Source organism: Clostridium sp. HCS.1, assembly GCF_047900555.1.
Taxonomy (GTDB): Bacteria; Bacillota; Clostridia; order Clostridiales; family Clostridiaceae; genus Clostridium.
Genome location: NZ_CP170704.1, coordinates 97,074 through 117,793, shown reverse-complemented (window position 1 = coordinate 117,793; position 20,720 = coordinate 97,074). Strand labels below are relative to the sequence as shown.

Here is a 20,720-nt window from a genome sequence, read left to right as displayed (position 1 = left end):
CTTAAAGTTATTTTTCCTAAAATTAGATAGCTTATTCATTTTCATATTTTCTATAGCTTATATTCAAGGCATGGCAAAGTTAAAAACTAAAGGAATAAAAGGCTAATAACTTTTATATATTGTTAGTAGATACAATTTAGGAGGATTTTTAATGAAGGATGAATTTTCTAGAATTTTTCAAGTCGCTGTTGTTTTTATAGGAACCATAGTTGGTGCTGGATTAGCATCTGGACAAGAAATCAAAGAATTTTTTACATCATATGGTGTATTAAGTTTCTTAGGAATTATAGCCTGTGGTATATTTTATGTTGTTCTCGGCTCTATAGTTTCCAAAATAAGTATTAAGTACAAGCTAAACTCTTATGGTGATGTTATAAAAATTGTTAGTCCAAATATCCTTGGCAAAATCACTGGAGTAATAACTACACTTTATTTAATTTCTAGTGCTTCTATAATTTTGGCTGGTAGTGGTGCATTAATACATCAGTTTTTTGGAATTCCAAAAATTATAGGCTCATTAATAATGGTGGCATTTGCTATCTTTTTCTTATTAAGAGATACTAATGGATTAATTGAAGTAAATTCTTTTATTGTTCCAATATTGATTGTTACCATCACTCTTATTACCTTATTATATTTTATGTTTTGTAAGGATATGGTTTCATTTCAGCAAATGACAAAATTTGAACCTACTAAAACTGGGATAGCTTTATCTACAATTCTTTATGCTGGATATAATACACTTTGCTGCCTAGGAGTTTTAGTTCCTTTAAGTAATCAGATAAGAAAACCTAAAACAATGTTCTTCGGAATTGCTTTAGGCGCCTTAGGTTTAATGCTTTTAAGTGCCGCAATTAACTTTTTACTTATGATAAACCAACCATATATACATAAGTTTGAAATTCCACTTTTATTTGTTGCCCAACCTTTTGGAAATATAATTCAAGCACTATTATTAGTTGTCATATTGCTTGAAATGTTTTCTACAGAGGTTTCAGATGTTTATTCAATTAGCAAAACTATAAATCACACCTTTAATATAGATTTTAAAAAAGGCATATTTATAGTTATTTTAATTGCATTACCTATATCAAGAATTGGATTTTCTAAGCTTATCGGCTCCTTATATCCATTCTTTGGACTACTTAGCTTAGTATTTATTAGTCAAACAGTGTATTTTTATTATAAACATAAAAAAGAGTTAAATTAATTATTAAGTCCAATGAAAATCTAGAATAAAAAAATGTAGAATGTAAAATTGAGATAAAAACTACTTTAGAAGTTTTTTAAATTATTTTTAGTAATTTGGAACAAATTACATCGATAATTCTTCATTTTACATTCTACATTTTTAATTTTTACTAATATTTATGCTCATCAGTAATAAAATTCTCTTCCACATCCTTAATCTTTTGAAGGGTTTCTATCATTTCATTAATACTTCTAGTAAATTCTTCTATATTTTGATTTACTTGTTGTGAAGATGCTGCATTTTCAGCTGCTATTTCAGATAAAGTTCTAATTGTAACATTCATTTCTTCAACAGATGCTACTTCACTATTTAATTTATTTATAGCTTCATTAGTTTCATTAGAAACTACCTTTATTAAATCATTTGCTTCTGAACTTATAACTCTGACCTTTTCTAAGTTGGAAGTTTCTATTTCTAAAGATGAATATTGATTTTCTATACTTATAACTAAGGATTTAATTTCTTCTGCAAAATGAGATAAATTACTATTAATATCCTTTACTGCTTGTTGTGATTGTTCCGCAAGCTTCCTAACTTCCTCTGCAACTACTGCAAAACCTCTTCCTTGCTCTCCTGCTCTTGCAGCTTCTATTGAAGCATTTAAGGCCAAAAGATTAGTTTGGTCTGAAATTCCTGATACTATTGACACTATGTTAGTTATATCATTAGCTTTTTTCTCAAGATTTTGTCCCTTTTCTTTTACATTCATAAATGATTCTAAAGCAACCTTAATTGCATCACTAGACTTGTCCACACTTATGTGACTTTCATTTATCTTTTCTACAGATTTTACCAATCCCCTTTTATTATTATCTTCAATCTTAGCTAAATCCTTTAAAGCAATAATGTTGTCATTAGTTTGTTGAACTAGTAATTCTGTACTTAATTCTTGTTTTTCAGCCCATACTAATACTTGTTCTGAACAAGTTGCTATTTCTTCAGTTGCCTTTTTCATCTTTTCAGTAGTTTTATACATTGATTGAGTAAAGACACTTAATTCATTTAAAGTTAAATTAGCAGAAGTTAAATCATGACTAATACTACCCTTTAACTTAGAAATGCCATTATATACTTTTTCTAATATATCATTAGTTTTTATACTTCTGTCTATTTCTTCAAAATTATTATTTTCTATATTATCTATAACATCATTTAAAGGCTTAATAACAATATAACTTATTATCATAGAAATTATTCCTGAAATTCCTCCCATAACTAATGCCTTTATAAGTCCTATTATAGGTATTCCTACTAAGGTTACTATTAAAAATATTGGCATTGCTATTTTTAACTCTAATCTCTTAAAACCTATTTTTGATAATAAATTACTAATTAAAAATTTTTTACTCTTTGCTATACTATTTTCAAATTTAATATGTACTGTTAATTCTCCAGGTTTCCTATCTACTTCTTTAACTTCAATTTTTTCATTAAAGAATTTGGAACTTCCTATTAATAATCCAAGAAAATAATCATTTAATTCCCTTTTTGAAATATATTTAAGATTAATACTATTTTCTGCTACTGGTATAATAGCCATTTTAGGAGGCTTTGCACCTTTTATCTTTCTCATAATTATAGAATGAATAAAGTTAAGTGATGTTAAAAACTTATATAGAGTAACTCGTTTAAAAAATACAGGGTAATCTTCAGCAAACTTATTTAAGTTGTTCTCCCCTATTACTTTCCATAAATCTTTAACAGAAACTCCCACCTTATCTGCTATGATATTAATTAAGCTAAAAATCTTTTCATCCTCTACATCTTCTAGTGGTGAAAAAATAATATTTTCTGGCCAATTAACATTTCTTAAACAATGGTTTATTGTATTATCTCCATATAAATCTCTACAGGTTCTGATCCATGTGGAAACCACAGTACCTTTCATAAATTTCCCTCCTATTAGTAAATTAAAATATCATCTTTTTATTATATATCTAATATGCACAAATAAATAGATATACTGTCGTAAAATGTAAAATAAATTTTTCTAATAAAATAAATATTGAAGGAGCTACCTAAGCAGCTCCTATTATTATTACATATCATCAAAATAATTAAATCTTGGTACTGTTTTATCATAATAATTATCAAAGGATCTTGGTGGAATAAATATTCTCTCTACAGATTTTGTACTTCTTCTAAGTTCAGCTATTCTAGTTACACCCACATATATATCAGAAATTTTGTACCATGTTGCATAGTCAACTACTCCTGTCTTTGGTAAATTAAATACCCCTTGAAAAACTCTAACTGCTTCAGCAGTATTTTCTCCAAATATTCCATCTTGCGATACCTTAGGAATTAATGGGTAATTTTGTGATATCCTGTTTAAATATTCTTGTATAGCTTGGACTTCTGGTCCAGTTGAACCTACTATTAAATCATATCCAGGGTAAGATTTTGGAATACCTTTAACCTGCTCTGCAGTTACTAGCTCTATATCGCTTCCATAAAAATTAGTTAAAATTTCATAAGGTGTTCTTCCTTGATCTCCTAAGTACTTACTTCCCCATTGTGTCATCCATCCAGGACAAGTAACATTTTTTCCATCACAATATTGTGTTAGTAAAGGCTGTTTTCTTCCTATCCTTCTTATATAAGTTGCAAAGATATCATCTACTACAACACTTATACTTTCAAATATGTTTCTTCCATAAGTAAAAGCGTGATCATAAGCTGTGGAATTTGTTATATCAAAGTTTTTTCCTTTTCCTCTATACCATTCTGTATATATTCTATTTAGTGTGAATGAAATTATTGCATAAACATTTGCTCTTATAGTACTTTCTGGCCAAGTTGAATAAATTTCACAAGATGCTACATTCTTTATATACTCCTTATAAAGTACTTTATAATTTGCTGCCGATGTATTATTAGGGCCTCCAGCATGAACTACTATAAATTCTGGTACAACCGGCTTTGGTAAAACTACTCCACTTGTTGGTGGTGGGAGTGGCTTATCTACTTCTTCAGGGATTTTTTCAGGATAATTTCCGTTTAATGTATTTGGTCCTATATTTATTATTTCATTTACATTTCCACCCTGCTGATTTTGAGGAAAATTTGATGTGTTTGGTGGTACGTTTATATTCTCCATTCTAGTTAATATACCTGAAGATTCTATAAGATTGCATTGTTGTATAGCTAGTTCATCTGGGAAAACTTGACACCTGTTTATTAAAATACTCTGAAATCCCTCTCTTTCAATTCTTATGTCATACATACTATAAGGGACTTGTCCAGTTGGCTGTTGAGAATATTCTAGTGGTGGTGCTTCTAAATCAATAGTTTGAGATTCTCCCATTGAATTTGTAGATAATGATATTACTTGTGCGCTTGGACCACCTGCTGATGGCCTTACAGTTATTCTTGCATTGTCAACAGGTATATAAGTTTCATTAATAAAGCATTGAACTTTTAACCTACCCTGTGGCATATATTACTCCTTTATTATTTCTCCTTTAATTAATATATGCTTTAATTGAAATTTTGTTCTTTTTATATAAATTAACTACATATATTTAGGTTTTCTTATAAATAACTTCCCTACCTTATATTCTTCATCATCTCTCGTACTCTCAACTCCTCCAGATAAATTTTCTCTTATTGAATCAAAAACTCCCTTCATATTTAAGGCTCCATACCCCCATTGCTCATTGGGATATCTATCTCCAACTCTCATGGTAGTTCCTCTTATCAAATAACTTCTAATTTCCGTAGGATATAAGTTTTTGTCATTACCTTCTACAACTCCCCATTGTACTAAAAGTGCACAACATCCTGCTGTAACAGCTGTTGCTACTGAAGAACCGCTAATTTTTTTAGTACCTCCTCCTGGTGTAGTAACAGTAGCATTTATGCCGCCTGCTGCAAAATCAGGTTTTATTCTACCGTCTCTAGTAAAACCTCTTCCCGATTGTCCAACCGTTGCATTATTATTTTGATTATAAAACGCTGCTACTATAGCTCTTCTTGCTGTTCCTGGCATAGTTAATGTAGTATATTGACTTGGGCTTAAAAATTTTGTTTCTTCATCTAACAAACTTCTTTGAGGTAACCAACTCCAATACCTACCATCAACAATATAGTCTCCATATAATCTGAACTGCCATATCCCTTCTCTTAATCCCCTTGCTTCAATACTTATTACTTCAGATCCAGTAATGGGATCTGGATATAGATAGTGAATCCTCATTTTAGTTCCTTCATAAACGAAATTTACATCTTCTACTTTATTTAGTCTAGCTGGTATCTTCTCTATTATTTCCCCTGATGGCGATACTATACCTAAAGAAACCCTATCTGGTTGCTGTACATATATTTGAAAATTTAAATCTTTTTGACCTTTACCAATTCTAATTTCCAAATTCCTTATTTCTCCAGACTGTATAAATCTACCTTCAGCATGTGTATCTGTATCACCTTCATTTCCCGTTCCAGTGACACAAACAACACCAACCTGATTGCTTATAGCTTCAATTGATCCTTCAACTTCACTAGTACCATCATGGGCTCCTGTATTAGTTCCTAGAGGAATGCAAATTATCATTGGCATCTTAATATCACTTGCTAATCTTGATAGATATCTTATTCCTAAAATTATGTCTACTCCTACATATCTGCCTTCCTTAATATTGCTAATTCCTGCATTTCTCTGTAAAACCTTAGCTGCCTCCTTTAGCTTAACTACTGCAAAATAGCAATTTGGTGCTGCTCCTTTAACTTCAGGATTATACCCTCTAGCTCCAGCTATACTAGCAACAGAAGTTCCATGGCCTATTAGATCTCTACTGTTAACTATAGCATATGGATCCCCACCATTTTTACTTGTCTGTATAGCTCTATTTATATCATCCTCTTTATACTCTACTCCCATCTTTACTCCATATATATCTTGATTTCCATCTATAGTTTGATCCCATATTCTTAAAATTCTTGTTGTATCATCCTCATTCATAAATTCCCTATTTAAATAATCTATACCTGTATCAACAATACCTACAATAACCCCTCTTCCATTTAATTGAAGATAAGGATTGTTATGAAATAATGTTGCTCCACTTGCATCTACTGGTGAAATTTCTTCTAAGGTATAAATTGCTGGAATTTCTAAAGATGCAATATCTTTTATATATGGCATAATTTCTGAAATTCTATCATACGGCATAAATACTACTGCATAGTTAGTATCTAATATAGCAACAGAAGCCCCTGGAAGTTCATTTATTTTTTTTACTTCTTCTAAGGAATTATATTCAACAATAATTCCTACTACTTCTTTCTCATCTTGATTTTCATTTTGTTCAATCCTATCAATAAAACCATACACATCTTTATTATTTTTCTTTCTTCTATCTTCTTTTAATTCATTATTCACTTTAATATCTTTTTTGTAATTTCTCATTTTTTCTTTAACCTCATTACTTCTCTGATTCGTCATAAAGCCTATATTTTCAATGACTCTTTCTATAGCAGAACTTAAACAAACTTCACCGTATCCCCAAGTAGGATCTGGATATGTTATATCTGTTCTGCTCCTATTTGCAGATACTACTAAAAAATACTTAAGTCTTTCGCCATAAAGATAAGGATCGTTTCTTTTTAATATTCCCCATTCCATCATTAAAGCAGCTATTCCAGAAACATGTGGTGTTGCCATAGATGTACCACTTCTAGAGTCAAAGCTTCTATTAGGAACCGCAGAGATTATCCCTTCCCCTGGGGCAACTAAATCTGGCCTAATAGGTTGATAAATGGTCTTTCTTCCTCTTCCACTAAAAGGGGATATATTGTTAGTTAAATAATTATAACTTCCCACAGCTATAACATTAGTTACTGTAGCTGGTATTCCTAAAGTATTTAAAACAGTTGGTTCTAAAAATTTAGTACTAACATTTAACCCCTCTCTAATTGGTAGCCACATATCATAAACTCCAGAATATTCATTTAACAAATTAATTCTAACTTCCCATTGACCAGATAATATATACTGCCCACTTGATAATATAGCAATTGTAATTTCTCCAACTATATCAAAGGGTTTTGGTCCTGAATAATAGACTTGATATCTATCAGTTCCTATTGTCCCTTCGTAATATCCTTCTCTAACGACTATATCTCCGCTAGTTGCTGCAGCAGGACTAATTATTCTAATAGATATATCTGATAAAACAGGCTTATATAAATTTAATACTATTCCAGGCTCATCTCCAGCTACATTTATAGATATCTTATTTTGTCTTTTTAATGTTCCACCTATATGATGTGCTGAATCACCTTCATTTCCAGCTGCTATTACTATTGTTATTCTTTCTAATGTTGATATGGTAGAAATATATTGTTCTAGAAGACTTGTTCCATTATGAGCCCCATCATTGGTGCTAAGACTAATATTAACAACTAAAGGTTTCTTTAAAAATTTCCCTGCTTCCACTAAGAACTTTAATCCCTTCATAATATTGCTACTAAGCGCAAAATTACCTCTTGTACATTTAACCATGGCCATAGAACTCTTAGGAGCTACCCCATAATATTCAGTATTAATACTTCCTCCTGCACATGCTATTCCCGCTACATGAGTTCCATGCTCAACAGTATCAGTAGATGGAACTATAGAATATGGATCTTGACTTTTTAAAGCATTATTTATATCATCCCTATTATATGCCTTTCCCCCTTCACTTAAATCATAAATATAATCTATTCTAGTGGTACCATCACTATTTCTAAAGGCTGGATGAGTATAATCTATACCTGTATCTATAAATCCAACTAAAACTCCCTCACCTTCAATGTCATAATTATTTCTTGCTGTTGGTACACAAGCTGCTCGGTTGCTACCAGCATCTGTAGTATATAATTGCTTTGGTAACTCAATATATTCAATAGATGGGATATTCGCAAGATCAATTACCTTTTCTCTTGGAATTGTTACTAATCCAAATCCATAGCCTAAATCGTAGTAGCTCCCCCCTACATTCTCTATTGCAACCCTTACATTTTCTGGCGTATCCCCTGATATAATAGTAACTTCTATGGTACTAGTTTCTTCTTCTCCAGCTCCAACATTTATTCCTAATTTACCAAATAAACTTTTAGATATGTTTTGAACTAGTCCTAATCCTGAATTTATCTTATTTGAATTTATATTTTCTATTACTATCACCTCAAAAAGTAATTTATACTAATATATGACTAGGTAAAATGATGTGATATTACAAATAAAAAAAGAGATGAAATATTAAATTCCATCTCTAAGTTACTATAAAGTAATTTACTATAATTTTATTTCTAATTTCTCTAGTTTAGCTACTACAGAAATTTCCTTTAAGTTCATAGTCTCTGTTAGAAGAGTTCCACCATTACTAACTAATAAAGCCTTAGAATTTCCTAATAACTTTATCTGTCTTATAGCTCTTTTTCCCTTATAATCAACTAGGAAAATGCCATTATTACTTGGTTCTTTAACTATACTAGCAAAGGCTAAATCTCCTTTTAACATTCTAAAGCCAGACATTTCATCATCTTGAACTTCTAAGTATAAAACTTTATCTTGATTAAAGCCTTCAACTTTATTTGAGTGAATTGGTAACTCCTTATATCCCTTGCTATTCTTTAAGGTATAATCAAATATAGGAACATTTTTTAGTACTGATGAAAAGGCATTTGTCCAAACTTCCTCTTGCTTTGTATTACTATGTTTTTCAGAGAAACTAGTTTTTAACTCCTTCATAGCTTTTCTTTCTTCTAATAAGGCTTCATCTGTTACTACCATGCTAACATCATTAAAATCAGCCTTTAGTATTTTTGATGCTTTATCAATGAAAGATTCTTGAGCTATTCTTCTTCCCATTTCGACTTCATTAATAAACTTCTCTGCAACTCCTAGCTTTTTAGCTAAAGCTTTTTGACTTAATCCATTTTTAATTCTAGCTTCTTTTATCTTATCGCCAACTCTGCTCACTTAAGCTCTTCCCTTCTGATTTCTTAAATACCATTCTTTTTCTTCAATTAAGTGCTCAACTAAATAACTAAATTTCCACTGAATTGAAGAAGGTGTCACTGCTGCAAATATTCCTTCTTTATATCTCTTTCTAATTGTTGTTATAGCTAATTTAATTTCTTCATCTGAGAATCCATTAAATAAAATAACAGCTTCCTGTGGTAAATCTGCATTAACAGTTTCAAATCTTAGTCCATTTAAAATATCAGAAACTGTCATTTCTGACATTTCTCTTGATACTTCTACTACCTTAAAGCCATCATTTCTTAATTCTTTAAGTTCCTCTTCTGGTATATTATGAACTAATATGCATTTATTATTGCTAAGCATATTCCTCTCCACTCCCCCTTTTTATGTTATCTTCCTACTGTTTCTGGTTCATCATAAGTTTCGTCAAAAGTGTCAACAGTTACTTTAACCATTCTTTGATCTTCAAGAGGCTTATCATTATAATCTCTCTTAGCCTTTACTATTTCATCAGCAACTTCCATTCCTTCTATAACCTTACCAAAAGCAGCATATTGGTTATCTAAATGTGGAGCATCTGCTACCATTACAAAAAATTGACTTCCTGCTGAATCATGAACCATAGTTCTAGCCATGGATAAGACACCTCTTGAATGTTTTAAATCATTTTTAAATCCATTTCTAGTAAATTCACCTTTAATGCTATAGCCTGGGCCACCCATTCCATTTCCCTCTGGACAACCACCTTGAATCATAAATCCAGGTATCACTCTATGGAATATAACTCCATCATAAAAACCTTTATTTATTAAGCTTATAAAATTTTTAACTGTATTAGGAGCTATTTCTGGATATAATTCAGCTTTAATAACTCCTCCATTTTCCATATTTATAGTTACTATTGGGTTTTTCATATAAAATCTCCTTTCAATGTAAATCCTTACTTATTATTTACACTTTCATCATTATCAATTCTCCTAAAGAATACCCTTTAGGTAAAATTTATATTTATCTCTTATAGTAATTATATATTATTTAAAAGTAAAAACAACACATAATTGAAGCTATAAAGCATTCTCCATATAGATATAGCTAAATAAAGGATAAGAAGGAATTGCATTAATACAATTCCTTCTTACCGATTTTAATAATTAGTTATTTTATTATATTATTTAAAGGTAGTTCCTAGAACTACTCTTGAATAATCAGTACGATTTGATAAATTTTTAACATCAACTTGCTGAGAAATAAAATCTCTACCAAAGCTATTAATAAGATCTCCAAATAGCATATTTAGAAATGTTGTAGGAATTCTTTTAAATCCATCAAAGTCTAATAAAACTCCAATATTGAGACTATTTCTAATCATTTCTCTTAATAATATAGCATCTTCTATAGTTATATCTTCTCCTAATACTTCTCTTACTTTAATCTCCATAAATCTTCCCCCCAAAAAATCTGGTTTATTTATTTGAATTTTCTGAATATTTTCTTTACTATAATATATCAAGCCTTCGCTATTTTGTCAACATTTTAACAATATTTTTTTCTATTTTCACAAAAAATAAAAACTCCTTACGGAGTTTCTCAAATTAATTTGTTTTTAGTAATTCATAACTTAAATCTAATACTTTTTTCTTATTAGAAGAATTTATTATTTCAATATTTCCTTTTTCTCTAGATTCTGATAATAGATTTTTCTCACTTAGTCTTCTTCTAAGTTCTTTAGCAGTTCCCAATCCTCCATCTATAATATTAACATCTTCTCCAACAATTCTTGATAATGTTTCTTTTATAAATGGATAATGAGTGCATCCTAATACTATTGAAGCTATTTTACCATCCCTATATGTATTTATTTTTTCTAAAAGATACTCCTCTAAAGCTTCCCCTTTATATTCTCCCGCTTCTATAAACTCAACAAGACCTGGACATGGAACTGGTATGATAGAGGCTCTATCCTTATATTTATCCATTAATCTTTTAAATTTTTCTTCTTTTAATGTCATGGCTGTTGCCATAATTAATATATCTCCATCATTTTTAAGTTCAACAGCTGGCTTTAGGGCTGGTTCTATTCCTACCAAAGGTAGATCTGGATATATTTTTCTCAAATCAGCTACAGCAGCACTTGTTGCAGTATTGCAAGCTATAGCCATTCCTTTAACCCCTTTATTTAGTAATAGCTCTACTGCTTTAAAAGTTAACTCTCTAACTTCATCTACAGTTTTCATTCCATAAGGTGCATTTTTAGAATCTCCGAAATATATATAATCCTCATTAGGCATTATCTTTATAGCTTCTCTTAATACGCTTAAGCCACCAACTCCTGAATCAAAAAAACCTATTGGCCTATTCTTATTGTCCAATTAACTCACTCCATTTTCTTTAATCCTATCTTTTATTTTATACCTTTCTTAAGGATAAATCTATAAATTTATTATTTCTAATTCAATTATGAAATTAAATGCTATAACTATAAATTTTAAGAAAAATATTTTTAATATTTAACATATTTAATCATTGACACCATAGCATGGATATAATAGAATTTTTTTATAAATTATTTAATTTTCCGAATATTATGATGTCTATACCAGTTTAATATTCGATTTTAATTGAAAGGAAGTGAACATTTCTTTGCTATATTTAGGCAAAGAAGATTTCTATGAAAGACTTAATTTATTTAATTCCAAAAGCAAAACATAACAAAGATGACCTATTTACAATATTCAATGAACATCCTGAAATAAAATTCGTATCTATCGTTGGAATAGACTTATCAGGAAATGATACTGATGAAAAAATCCCTGCTAGACTTTTCCTAGATGATATAGATTCATTCTTAAATGGAGTCGCTATTCAAACAGATGGTTCCTCAGTTGTTCTTCCTGGAATAGCTACTTTAAATGACGCAAAAGTAGATATGGTAGCTGACCTTAATGCTAATTGGTTTGTTGATTATAACTATGATCACATCGATTCTCTTACTAACAAACCTATTGGTACTCTTAGAATCCCATCATTTTTAATTCATAATAATAAACCTGTATGTTCAAGAAACATTTTACACTCCGCTATTAATACTTTTAAATCAACTCTTTTAGATATCTTTAAAAGCAAACCTGAAACTTTAAAACCTTTTAAAATTACTTATGATGATATAGATGAAATAGTTATTACATCTGCAACAGAATTAGAATTTTGGGTTAAAACTCCAAATGAAGAAGCTCATATTGAAGAATTATCCACTTCTCAAGTTTTACAAGAGCAATATTGGACAAGAACTAAGGGCTCAGTAAGAACTGCTCTTGAAGAAACTCTTTTACTTATGGAAGCATACGGTTTTGAACCTGAAATGGGACATAAAGAAGTAGGTGGAGTTAAATCTCAATTAGATAATAATGGACAATTTAATCATATAATGGAACAACTTGAGATAGATTGGAAATACGCAGATGCAATTCAAGCTGCCGATAACGAAATCTTTGTAAAAATATTAACCCAAGAAACTTTTAGAAGACATGGATTAGATGTTACCTTTAAACCTAAACCTATAGATGATGTAGCAGGTTCAGGAATGCATGTCCACCTAGGTGTTAGCTTAAAATTAAAGGATGGAAAAAGAATCAACCTATTTACTGCTACAAAAGATGACTTCTTAAGTAAAATAGGTTACGGAGCTATAATGGGAGTTCTAAAGAATTATGAAATAATGAATCCTTTTATATCAACAACTAATGGTGCATTTAAGAGATTAAAACCTGGTTTTGAAGCTCCAATATGTATAGTTACTTCTCTTGGTTTATCTCCTGATAATCCATCAAGAAACAGAACTATATTAATAGGATTAATAAGAGATTTAGCAAATCCTCTTGCAACTAGATTTGAACTTAGATCCCCAAACCCACATAGTAATATATATTTAACTTTATCTGTTTCTTATATGGCTATGCTCGATGGAATCTTATATGCTCTTGAAGATAATAAAACTGAAGAAGATTTATTATTAGAACTTTCTAAGAAGCCTGGTGAAGATGCAGGTTATCTAGAAAAAGATAGAGCTTATAGAAGTGAAGAAGATGTATTTGAATTCTACAGTGATGATGAAAGAAATAATTACTTTGGAAAAGCTCCTTCTACAGTTTATGAAAATCTGATTCAATTAGATAAATACTCTGAAAAATTAAGTGTATTAAAGAGAAATAATGTATTTAGTGACCAATTAATAAATAGCTTTAAGCTTGCTATACTTCAAAGATGGACAACTGATATTATTCATAGAATTATTTTAAATCATGCCGCAGAAGTAAGAAGCTTTAAATTATTACATTCAAACAATGCATTAGACTTAGACATTTCTAATTGGATGACAATAAATAACTTAAGACATTATATAATGAAGGATACTTATACTTCAAAAGGATTATTTACTAGAATTAAAGATGCCATTTCTAATGAAGATTATTCATTAGCTTCTAATCTACTTAATGAATTAGAAGATAACATGAAAAAATTAAGAGATCTTTATAGTAATTATACTAAAAACTTATTAGATATATAGAAATAATATATTGTACAAAGAGGCTGCTTAGACAGCCTCTTTGTTATAACTACTTTTTATGGAATATTTTGTATTACTAGTTTATAATGATATTAAATAAAATATATAAATTAATATTGAGAGGTAGTTATGAAATTAATTTTTATAAGACATGGTAAAACTGATTGGAATGTCCAGGGTAGAATTCAAGGCAGTCATGATATAGAACTTAATGAAATTGGAATAAATCAAGCAATGGAATTAAGTAATAAATTAAAGTCTCTTAATTATAACTTTAAAAAAATTTATACAAGTCCTCAAAAAAGAGCTTTAAAGACAGCAAAAATAATAAGTGATATTAGTAATGTCCCATATATTATAGTTGAAGACCTTAAGGAAATTAATATGGGTAAGTGGGAAGGTCTGGTATGGAAAGAAGTAGAAAATGAATATCCAATGGAGTATAAGAAATGGAAAGGTAATAGACGATTTAATCCACCTCCAAATGGAGAATCTTATGAGGATATGATTCAAAGAGTTATAAGAGCTTTACATAAAATTATTAATGAAAATACTGATGACGTTGTAATTGTTACTCATAGCGCAGTAATTATGTGCTTGCAATGTTACATAACTAATACATCTTTTAATAAAATGTTACAATTCAAAACAAATAACGCTGAAATTACAGAAATAGATAGCAAGTTTATAATATAACTACTATAGAAACATTGTTCTAAATATTATATAATTAATGTGTAATAAAAAGTAACATTTTTTTATAATAGCAATTTTAATATTAATTGTTTTTCTTAACTAATAGTTTGGACAACTTTACTATAGTCTATATTGATGTTTAATAAGTACATTCATATAAGGAGAGAAAATAATGAATATAAAAAATATATTACATAAGCTCATCTTATTTCTATCATCTCTTACAATAACTATAGGCCATGCTTCAATTTTAGTTGTAGGTTTAGAAAAAACGCCAAAATTTCCAAAAAACTTATGATAAAAGGAATGACGATATGTACACAGGATTAATAGATATATTAAATAGTATTGTTCAAAGTTTTATATTTGTATTTGTAGCAAATTATTGCGTTAACGAAGAACATAAAAAAAGTAAAAATCATTTAATTCCATTAATAATATCTTTTTGGCTAATTATAACTTCACTTACTTATCTACTTGGTAACTCAAGTTTGTCTGTTATAATTATTCATATTACTCAGTTGCTATTTTTAATGCTTTTCCCTTACAAGAATGATAAGCTTGGAGCAACAATTGGCTTTACAATAGTATATTTAATTTTTGGCATAAATGTAATTCTATCCTTTATTATATTTGTATTTATAATAAATAATACAAATGTAAATATAACATATGCAAATATCTTAATTATGTATTTGCCTCAATTTTTAGTGTCATATTTAATAGTAGCCAATATGACATTTATTAATAAGATAAATTTAATTATTAAGTCAAGAACCTTTTCTATATTTACTTTAATAATCACGTCCTTAGTTATAGATTTTACTATATCTTTTCTATTCATATATAATGATAAGGATAATCCTCTTTTTAAAGAAATGATTTTTATATTTTTGGCTGCATTTATAATTTTTATTACATTGTATTTTGCAAGTATAGATAAAAAAGCAAAGGAAATTAATAGCTTAAATAAAGAATTAACAACAAAAATTAATGAATTAAAGAAAATTAAGCACGACTATGGTTCGCAAATATCTTATTTATACGGAACATACCTTATGAAGGACTATGAAAAACTAGGTAAATTATTAAAGGGAGTAATAGATGGATATGATATTTCTTCTCAAGTTAAGATATTAAGTAGTAACTTATCAATTATTGCCCAAGTAATAAATACCACGGACTTAAGAGAAGTTGATATTCTTATAGATGAAAAAGCTGATCTTAATCATGCCAATATAAATGAATTAGACCTTCAAAGAATTCTTTCTAATATTGTGAGGAATTCAGTTGAAGCTTTAAATGGGAAAGGTCTATTAATGATTAGAAGTTATTATAGCTATAATTATATAATTATAACTATACAAAATAATGGTCCAGAAATTAATAAGGAGCTTATTGAAAGAATCTTTGAAGAGGGCTTTTCAACTAAAGCAAATAAAAATGGCGATAATGGCTTCGGCTTATACATAGTTAAAGAGCTAATTGATAGCTATAATGGAAACATTAGTGTAAATAGTAATAAAGAATTAACTACATTTACTATAAAGCTACCTTTATATTTAACAACTTAATACTTAACTATTTTTGATATAATTAATTGTGATTTTATTGATGAATCACTTTAAATGTATATTTTAAATACTCTTTCATATTTTTAAAGTATGAATAACTTTGGAATAATTAAAGAGCTGCCGTAGCAGCTCAAAATTTAAAAATCTAAATTTATTCAAATTAGTAGAATATATTTATTTTAGAAACTCCTGAAGGAGTTTATTCCTTAATTCTACATTTTTCATTATTCATTTTACATTGTGCCACAGCACCCTATATCCAAGCTGGAATATGTATTTTATCACTATTCATTAGTGAGATGTTGTCTTCTATAATTCTTCTTTTACTAATTATATTTCTTTTTTTTATAGAGTTTTTACTTATAAAGTCCTCTGCTTCTTTTAAACTATTTGCTTTAAATACAAATGTCCATCCATCTTTGTCGTACTTTCCTGTACAAATCATATATTTATTATTATCATAATCTTTATGTTGTCTATCTACTATTATGCTCTTAAATTCTCCAATTGTTTTATAATTTAATTTTACAAAAACATCATTATTCATTATAACCCCTCCGAGCAAACATAAGTTCTATCTTTATATTTATAATAACCGAACATACGTTCATTGTCAATGATTATACCTCTTTTTTTATAAATATTTATTAAAAAATATTCACCTAGAAATTTATGTAAATCAAATTATTTATTATATAATTCTATTAAATTACAGTTAAAAATTATTATATATAATATTATTCTAACTCTTTTATTTCCTTCCATTCATCTTCTAAAATAGCCATCATAATAACATCTGCATATTTATTTCCATCAAGAATAGCATCTTTTTTTTAAGCCTTCAACTTTAAACCCAGCTTTTTCATAAGCTCTTTTTGCCCTTAGATTAAATGTAAATACTTCTAATTCTAATCTATGAAGCTTTAAGTATTCAAAAGCAAAATCTCTAGTAGTCTTTACAACCCATGAGCCTATCCCCTTTGAACGTCCTTCTTTTCTAAAAATGACAATTCTAAAATTTGCAGACCTTAATTTCCAATCTATTTCATTAATAACACTTTCCCCAATAAATTTTCCCTCTGAATCAATAATCATAAAATCATATCTATCAGTATCATCCACAATTCTATTATAATAGTTAACTACCCCTTCATAGTTAAAATCACCACTTGAGCCAGTTAATCTATTTACTTCATCATCTGGTACCTCAAAACAATCCTTATAATACTTATCTGCTTCTCCATGCTCAAAGGAACGTAAAACAATGCCATCCTTCTGCCAACTCATTTTATACTTTTCCATTTCCTTTTCTCCTTCATAAATTCATTAACTTTTAAATAATAAATACCTTCTGATCTATTATAAACCTATAATAAATATGAGAAAGAGGCTTTTCATTTATATGAAGGCCTCTTTCACTATTAATAATATATAGTCTTTATAATCTTATTTAGTTATATCAAATATCTCTAAGTCCTTTTTATCTATTCTTTGTACCATAACTTCTGCTATTGCTCTTAATGTATCTAAGGCTGTTATTACACCAATATTTCTTTCCACTGCAGCTCTTCTTATTAAGAACCCATCTCTATTAGAGTCATTGCCCTTTGTTGGAGTATTTACCACTAAATCAACTTCTCCATTCTTAATTATATCTAATATATTGGGTTCTTCTTCATGTAATTTCCTTACTACTTCTACTTCTATATTAGCTTCTTTTAAAAGCTTTGCTGTTCCTTCAGTGGCTACAAATTTGTATCCAGCAGTTGACAGCATCATAGCTATTGGCAGGAATTCCTTCTTATCGTGCTCTTTTATAGTTGCTAGTATCTTTCCCATTTTATTTGAAGGATACATATTTCCTGCTATGAAGCCCTTATATAAAGCTTCTTTAATATTTCTTCCTATCCCTAATACTTCTCCTGTAGACTTCATTTCAGGTCCTAATGAAACTTCTACTTTAGGAAGCTTTTGAGTTGAGAATACAGGGACTTTAACAGATACTAATTCTGGTTCCTTATATATTCCTACCCCATACCCTAAATCACTTAATTTATATCCTAACATTACCTTTGTAGCTAAGTCTACTATTGGCACTTTACTTACCTTACTTATATAAGGAACAGTTCTTGATGCTCTTGGATTAACTTCAATTATATATAGCTCACCTTCAAACTCTATGAACTGAATATTTATCATTCCTTTTATTCCAATAGCAATAGCTAATTTCTTTGTATAATCTAATACCTTATTTTTAATTTTCTTGCTGATATTTTGGCTAGGATACATTGTGACTGAGTCACCTGAGTGAACACCAGCTCTTTCTAGGTGTTCCATTATTCCTGGAATTAATATCTCTTCACCATCTGATATAGCATCTACTTCTATTTCTCTACCCATTAAATATTTATCTACTAATATTGGATTCTTATGATCCTTTGCAAAAGCATTCTTTAAGTAATATTTTAATTCTTCCTCATCATGAGTAATTTCCATTCCTTGTCCACCTAGAACATATGAAGGTCTTACTAACACTGGGAATCCTAATCTTCTAGCCTCTTCTAAGCCTTCTTCCATAGTCCAAATTCCCTTACCCTTTGGTCTATCAATTCCTAGACTTTCTAGTAATTCATCAAACTTCTCTCTATCTTCAGCCATATCTATTTGATCAGCAGTAGTTCCAAGAGTCTTAATTCCTTTTTCCTTTAAGAAATTAGCAAGCTTTATAGCTGTTTGTCCACCAAATTGAAGTATAACACCATATGGATTTTCTTTTTCAATTATATTAAAGACATCCTCTTCTGTTAATGGTTCAAAGTATAATTTATCAGAAATATTAAAGTCTGTACTTACTGTTTCTGGATTGTTATTTACTATTATAGTTTCAATTCCCATTTTCTTTAATGATTTTACGCAGTGTACTGAAGCATAATCAAATTCTATACCTTGTCCTATTCTTATTGGACCTGAACCTATAACTATTACTTTTTTCTTATCAGATACTTCTACTTCATCATATTGCTCATAAGTTGAGTAGTAATATGGTGATAAAGCTTCAAATTCCCCTCCACAGGTATCAACCATTTTATATGCAGGTTTAATATTCCATATACTTCTTAATCTATAAACATCTTCTGGACTAACTTTAAGCATATCTGCTATAGCCTTGTCTGAAAATCCCTTTTTCTTTAAATTTAATAACCATTCTTTATCTAAATCTTCTATTTTACTTAATTTCAATCTAGTTTCTTCTTCTACTATCCATTTAAACTTTTCTAAGAAGAATATATCTATTCCTGTTATCTTAGCTATACTTTCAATTCTATAATCTCTTCTTATCATTTCAGCTAAGGCAAATAATCTTTCATCATCTGGTTTAACTACTATTGCTTTTAATTCTTGAATACTTAGTTCCTTAAACTTCGGATGATCTAATGAATATTTTCCTATTTCTAAACTTCTTATTCCTTTTAATAATGCAGCTTCTAAATTAGAGCCTATAGCCATTATTTCTCCTGTTGCCATCATCTTAGTTCCTAAGGCTCTATCTGCTGTAAAGAACTTATCAAAAGGCCACTTTGGAATCTTAACTACTACATAATCCAATGTTGGTTCAAAACAAGCATAGGTTTTTTGAGTAACTGCATTCTTAATTTCATCTAATCCATAACCTAGAGCTATCTTCGCTGCAAGCTTAGCTATTGGATAACCTGTTGCCTTAGAGGCTAGTGCTGATGATCTTGAAACTCTTGGATTAATTTCTATTACTGCATATTCAAAAGAATTTGGATTTAATGCAAATTGCACATTACATCCGCCTTCAATTCCTACAGCATTTATTATATTTATTGCTGAAGTTCTAAGCATTTGATACTCTTTGTCTGATAAAGTTTGTGATGGTGCTACAACTATACTATCTCCTGTATGAATACCAACTGGATCTATATTTTCCATGTTACATACAGTTATACAGTTTCCATAAGAGTCTCTCATTACTTCGTACTCTATTTCTTTCCATCCCTTAACTGACTTTTCTAATAGAACTTGTCCAATTGTACTTAATTGTAATCCTGATGCTAATATTTCTCTTAACTGTGCTTCATTATCAGCTATTCCTCCACCAGTTCCCCCTAAAGTATAGGCTGGTCTAACTATTACTGGATATCCTATTTCTTCAGCATATCTAACCCCTGCTTCCATTTCAGTTATTATTTTGCTTTGAATAACTGGCTCATTAATTCTATTCATCATATTTCTAAAAAGCTCTCTATCTTCTCCTTCTTTAATAGATTGAATAGAGGTTCCAATTACTTTTACATTATATTTATCTAAAATCCCTTCTTCGTATAATTCTACAGCTAAGTTTAGTCCTGTTTGACCGCCCATTCCTGTAATCATACTATCTGGTCTTTCCTTTTCAATAACTTTTTCTAAAAATTCTACTGTTAATGGTTCTATATAAATCTTATCTGCAACTTCTGCATCTGTCATAATAGTTGCTGGATTTGAATTTACTAATACTACTTCTATTCCTTCTTCTTTTAAGGCTTGGCAAGCTTGAGTTCCTGAATAATCAAATTCTGCTGCTTGGCCTATAACTATCGGTCCTGACCCTATAACTAAAACTTTTTTTATATCTTTATTTAATGGCATATCCTAATT

General features: G+C 29.3%; 15 protein-coding genes. 4 read left to right on the top strand and 11 right to left on the bottom strand.

Features of this window, described 5'->3' with window-relative positions; genetic code table 11:
* Positions 1 to 151: 151 nt before the first annotated feature.
* Positions 152 to 1,210, top strand: coding sequence for a transporter (locus tag ACFYH6_RS00535; protein WP_416180247.1), 1,059 nt, complete (start codon positions 152 to 154; stop codon positions 1,208 to 1,210).
* Positions 1,211 to 1,361: 151 nt separating this feature from the next.
* Here the strand turns inward: ACFYH6_RS00535 and ACFYH6_RS00530 are convergent, their stop codons facing one another.
* The 8 genes from ACFYH6_RS00530 to murI all read right to left on the bottom strand — a co-directional run bounded on the left by ACFYH6_RS00530 (position 1,362) and on the right by murI (position 11,593).
* The gene (locus ACFYH6_RS00530) at positions 1,362 to 3,140 is read right to left on the bottom strand and encodes a heme NO-binding domain-containing protein (RefSeq protein ID WP_416180248.1); all 1,779 of its coding nucleotides are present in this window, start codon (positions 3,138 to 3,140) and stop codon (positions 1,362 to 1,364) included.
* 150 nt (positions 3,141 to 3,290) lie between these two features.
* Positions 3,291 to 4,691 carry a peptidoglycan-binding domain-containing protein gene (locus ACFYH6_RS00525; RefSeq protein WP_316343426.1) on the bottom strand — a complete coding sequence of 467 codons (1,401 nt, stop codon included), beginning with the start codon at positions 4,689 to 4,691 and terminating at the stop codon, positions 3,291 to 3,293.
* 75 nt (positions 4,692 to 4,766) lie between these two features.
* Positions 4,767 to 8,420: a S8 family serine peptidase gene (locus ACFYH6_RS00520; RefSeq protein ID WP_416180249.1), complete on the bottom strand. Its 3,654-nt coding sequence runs from the start codon at positions 8,418 to 8,420 to the stop codon at positions 4,767 to 4,769.
* 111 nt (positions 8,421 to 8,531) lie between these two features.
* Complete coding sequence (locus ACFYH6_RS00515) at positions 8,532 to 9,218, bottom strand: helix-turn-helix domain-containing protein (protein WP_416180250.1); 687 nt, start codon at positions 9,216 to 9,218, stop codon at positions 8,532 to 8,534.
* Positions 9,219 to 9,587, bottom strand: a complete 369-nt coding sequence (locus ACFYH6_RS00510) for a DUF3783 domain-containing protein (RefSeq protein ID WP_416180251.1) — start codon at positions 9,585 to 9,587, stop codon at positions 9,219 to 9,221.
* Positions 9,588 to 9,613: 26 nt separating this feature from the next.
* The gene (locus ACFYH6_RS00505) at positions 9,614 to 10,138 is read right to left on the bottom strand and encodes a peptidylprolyl isomerase (protein ID WP_416180252.1); all 525 of its coding nucleotides are present in this window, start codon (positions 10,136 to 10,138) and stop codon (positions 9,614 to 9,616) included.
* Between the two features lie 254 nt (positions 10,139 to 10,392).
* Complete coding sequence (locus tag ACFYH6_RS00500; protein ID WP_316343421.1) at positions 10,393 to 10,662, bottom strand: STAS-like domain-containing protein; 270 nt, start codon at positions 10,660 to 10,662, stop codon at positions 10,393 to 10,395.
* Positions 10,663 to 10,816: 154 nt separating this feature from the next.
* Entirely contained in the window at positions 10,817 to 11,593 is a 777-nt protein-coding gene (murI, locus tag ACFYH6_RS00495; RefSeq protein WP_316343420.1) for a glutamate racemase, read from the bottom strand.
* A 299-nt stretch (positions 11,594 to 11,892) separates the two neighbouring features.
* Here murI and ACFYH6_RS00490 point away from each other — a divergent pair, with 299 nt between their 5' ends.
* The 3 genes from ACFYH6_RS00490 (at position 11,893) to ACFYH6_RS00480 (ending at position 16,058) form a co-directional block, all read left to right on the top strand.
* Positions 11,893 to 13,788 (top strand): glutamine synthetase, encoded by a 1,896-nt coding sequence (locus ACFYH6_RS00490; protein ID WP_316343419.1) that lies wholly within the window; start codon positions 11,893 to 11,895, stop codon positions 13,786 to 13,788.
* Positions 13,789 to 13,917: 129 nt separating this feature from the next.
* The gene (locus tag ACFYH6_RS00485; RefSeq protein WP_416180253.1) at positions 13,918 to 14,484 is read left to right on the top strand and encodes a histidine phosphatase family protein; all 567 of its coding nucleotides are present in this window, start codon (positions 13,918 to 13,920) and stop codon (positions 14,482 to 14,484) included.
* A gap of 314 nt (positions 14,485 to 14,798) precedes the next feature.
* Positions 14,799 to 16,058 carry a sensor histidine kinase gene (locus ACFYH6_RS00480; protein ID WP_416180254.1) on the top strand — a complete coding sequence of 420 codons (1,260 nt, stop codon included), beginning with the start codon at positions 14,799 to 14,801 and terminating at the stop codon, positions 16,056 to 16,058.
* 253 nt (positions 16,059 to 16,311) lie between these two features.
* Here the strand turns inward: ACFYH6_RS00480 and ACFYH6_RS00475 are convergent, their stop codons facing one another.
* The 3 genes from ACFYH6_RS00475 to carB form a co-directional block, all read right to left on the bottom strand.
* Positions 16,312 to 16,605, bottom strand: coding sequence for a hypothetical protein (locus ACFYH6_RS00475; protein ID WP_316343416.1), 294 nt, complete (start codon positions 16,603 to 16,605; stop codon positions 16,312 to 16,314).
* A gap of 266 nt (positions 16,606 to 16,871) precedes the next feature.
* Positions 16,872 to 17,360 (bottom strand): GNAT family N-acetyltransferase, encoded by a 489-nt coding sequence (locus ACFYH6_RS00470; RefSeq protein WP_416180255.1) that lies wholly within the window; start codon positions 17,358 to 17,360, stop codon positions 16,872 to 16,874.
* Positions 17,361 to 17,504: 144 nt separating this feature from the next.
* Positions 17,505 to 20,711 carry a carbamoyl-phosphate synthase large subunit gene (carB, locus tag ACFYH6_RS00465; protein ID WP_416180256.1) on the bottom strand — a complete coding sequence of 1,069 codons (3,207 nt, stop codon included), beginning with the start codon at positions 20,709 to 20,711 and terminating at the stop codon, positions 17,505 to 17,507.
* Between the last annotated feature and the right edge of the window lie 9 nt (positions 20,712 to 20,720).

Bases quoted from the DNA above. Each gene is read 5' to 3' on its own strand.
- carB (WP_416180256.1), bottom strand. From the start codon at position 20,711: ATGCCATTAAATAAAGATATAAAAAAAGTTTTAGTTATAGGGTCAGGA.
- ACFYH6_RS00530 (WP_416180248.1), bottom strand. From the start codon at position 3,140: ATGAAAGGTACTGTGGTTTCCACATGGATCAGAACCTGTAGAGATTTA.
- ACFYH6_RS00490 (WP_316343419.1), top strand. From the start codon at position 11,893: ATGAAAGACTTAATTTATTTAATTCCAAAAGCAAAACATAACAAAGAT.
- ACFYH6_RS00480 (WP_416180254.1), top strand. From the start codon at position 14,799: ATGTACACAGGATTAATAGATATATTAAATAGTATTGTTCAAAGTTTT.
- ACFYH6_RS00470 (WP_416180255.1), bottom strand. From the start codon at position 17,360: ATGGAAAAGTATAAAATGAGTTGGCAGAAGGATGGCATTGTTTTACGT.
- ACFYH6_RS00485 (WP_416180253.1), top strand. From the start codon at position 13,918: ATGAAATTAATTTTTATAAGACATGGTAAAACTGATTGGAATGTCCAG.
- ACFYH6_RS00535 (WP_416180247.1), top strand. From the start codon at position 152: ATGAAGGATGAATTTTCTAGAATTTTTCAAGTCGCTGTTGTTTTTATA.
- ACFYH6_RS00475 (WP_316343416.1), bottom strand. From the start codon at position 16,605: ATGAATAATGATGTTTTTGTAAAATTAAATTATAAAACAATTGGAGAA.
- ACFYH6_RS00500 (WP_316343421.1), bottom strand. From the start codon at position 10,662: ATGGAGATTAAAGTAAGAGAAGTATTAGGAGAAGATATAACTATAGAA.
- ACFYH6_RS00505 (WP_416180252.1), bottom strand. From the start codon at position 10,138: ATGAAAAACCCAATAGTAACTATAAATATGGAAAATGGAGGAGTTATT.
- ACFYH6_RS00510 (WP_416180251.1), bottom strand. From the start codon at position 9,587: ATGCTTAGCAATAATAAATGCATATTAGTTCATAATATACCAGAAGAG.
- ACFYH6_RS00525 (WP_316343426.1), bottom strand. From the start codon at position 4,691: ATGCCACAGGGTAGGTTAAAAGTTCAATGCTTTATTAATGAAACTTAT.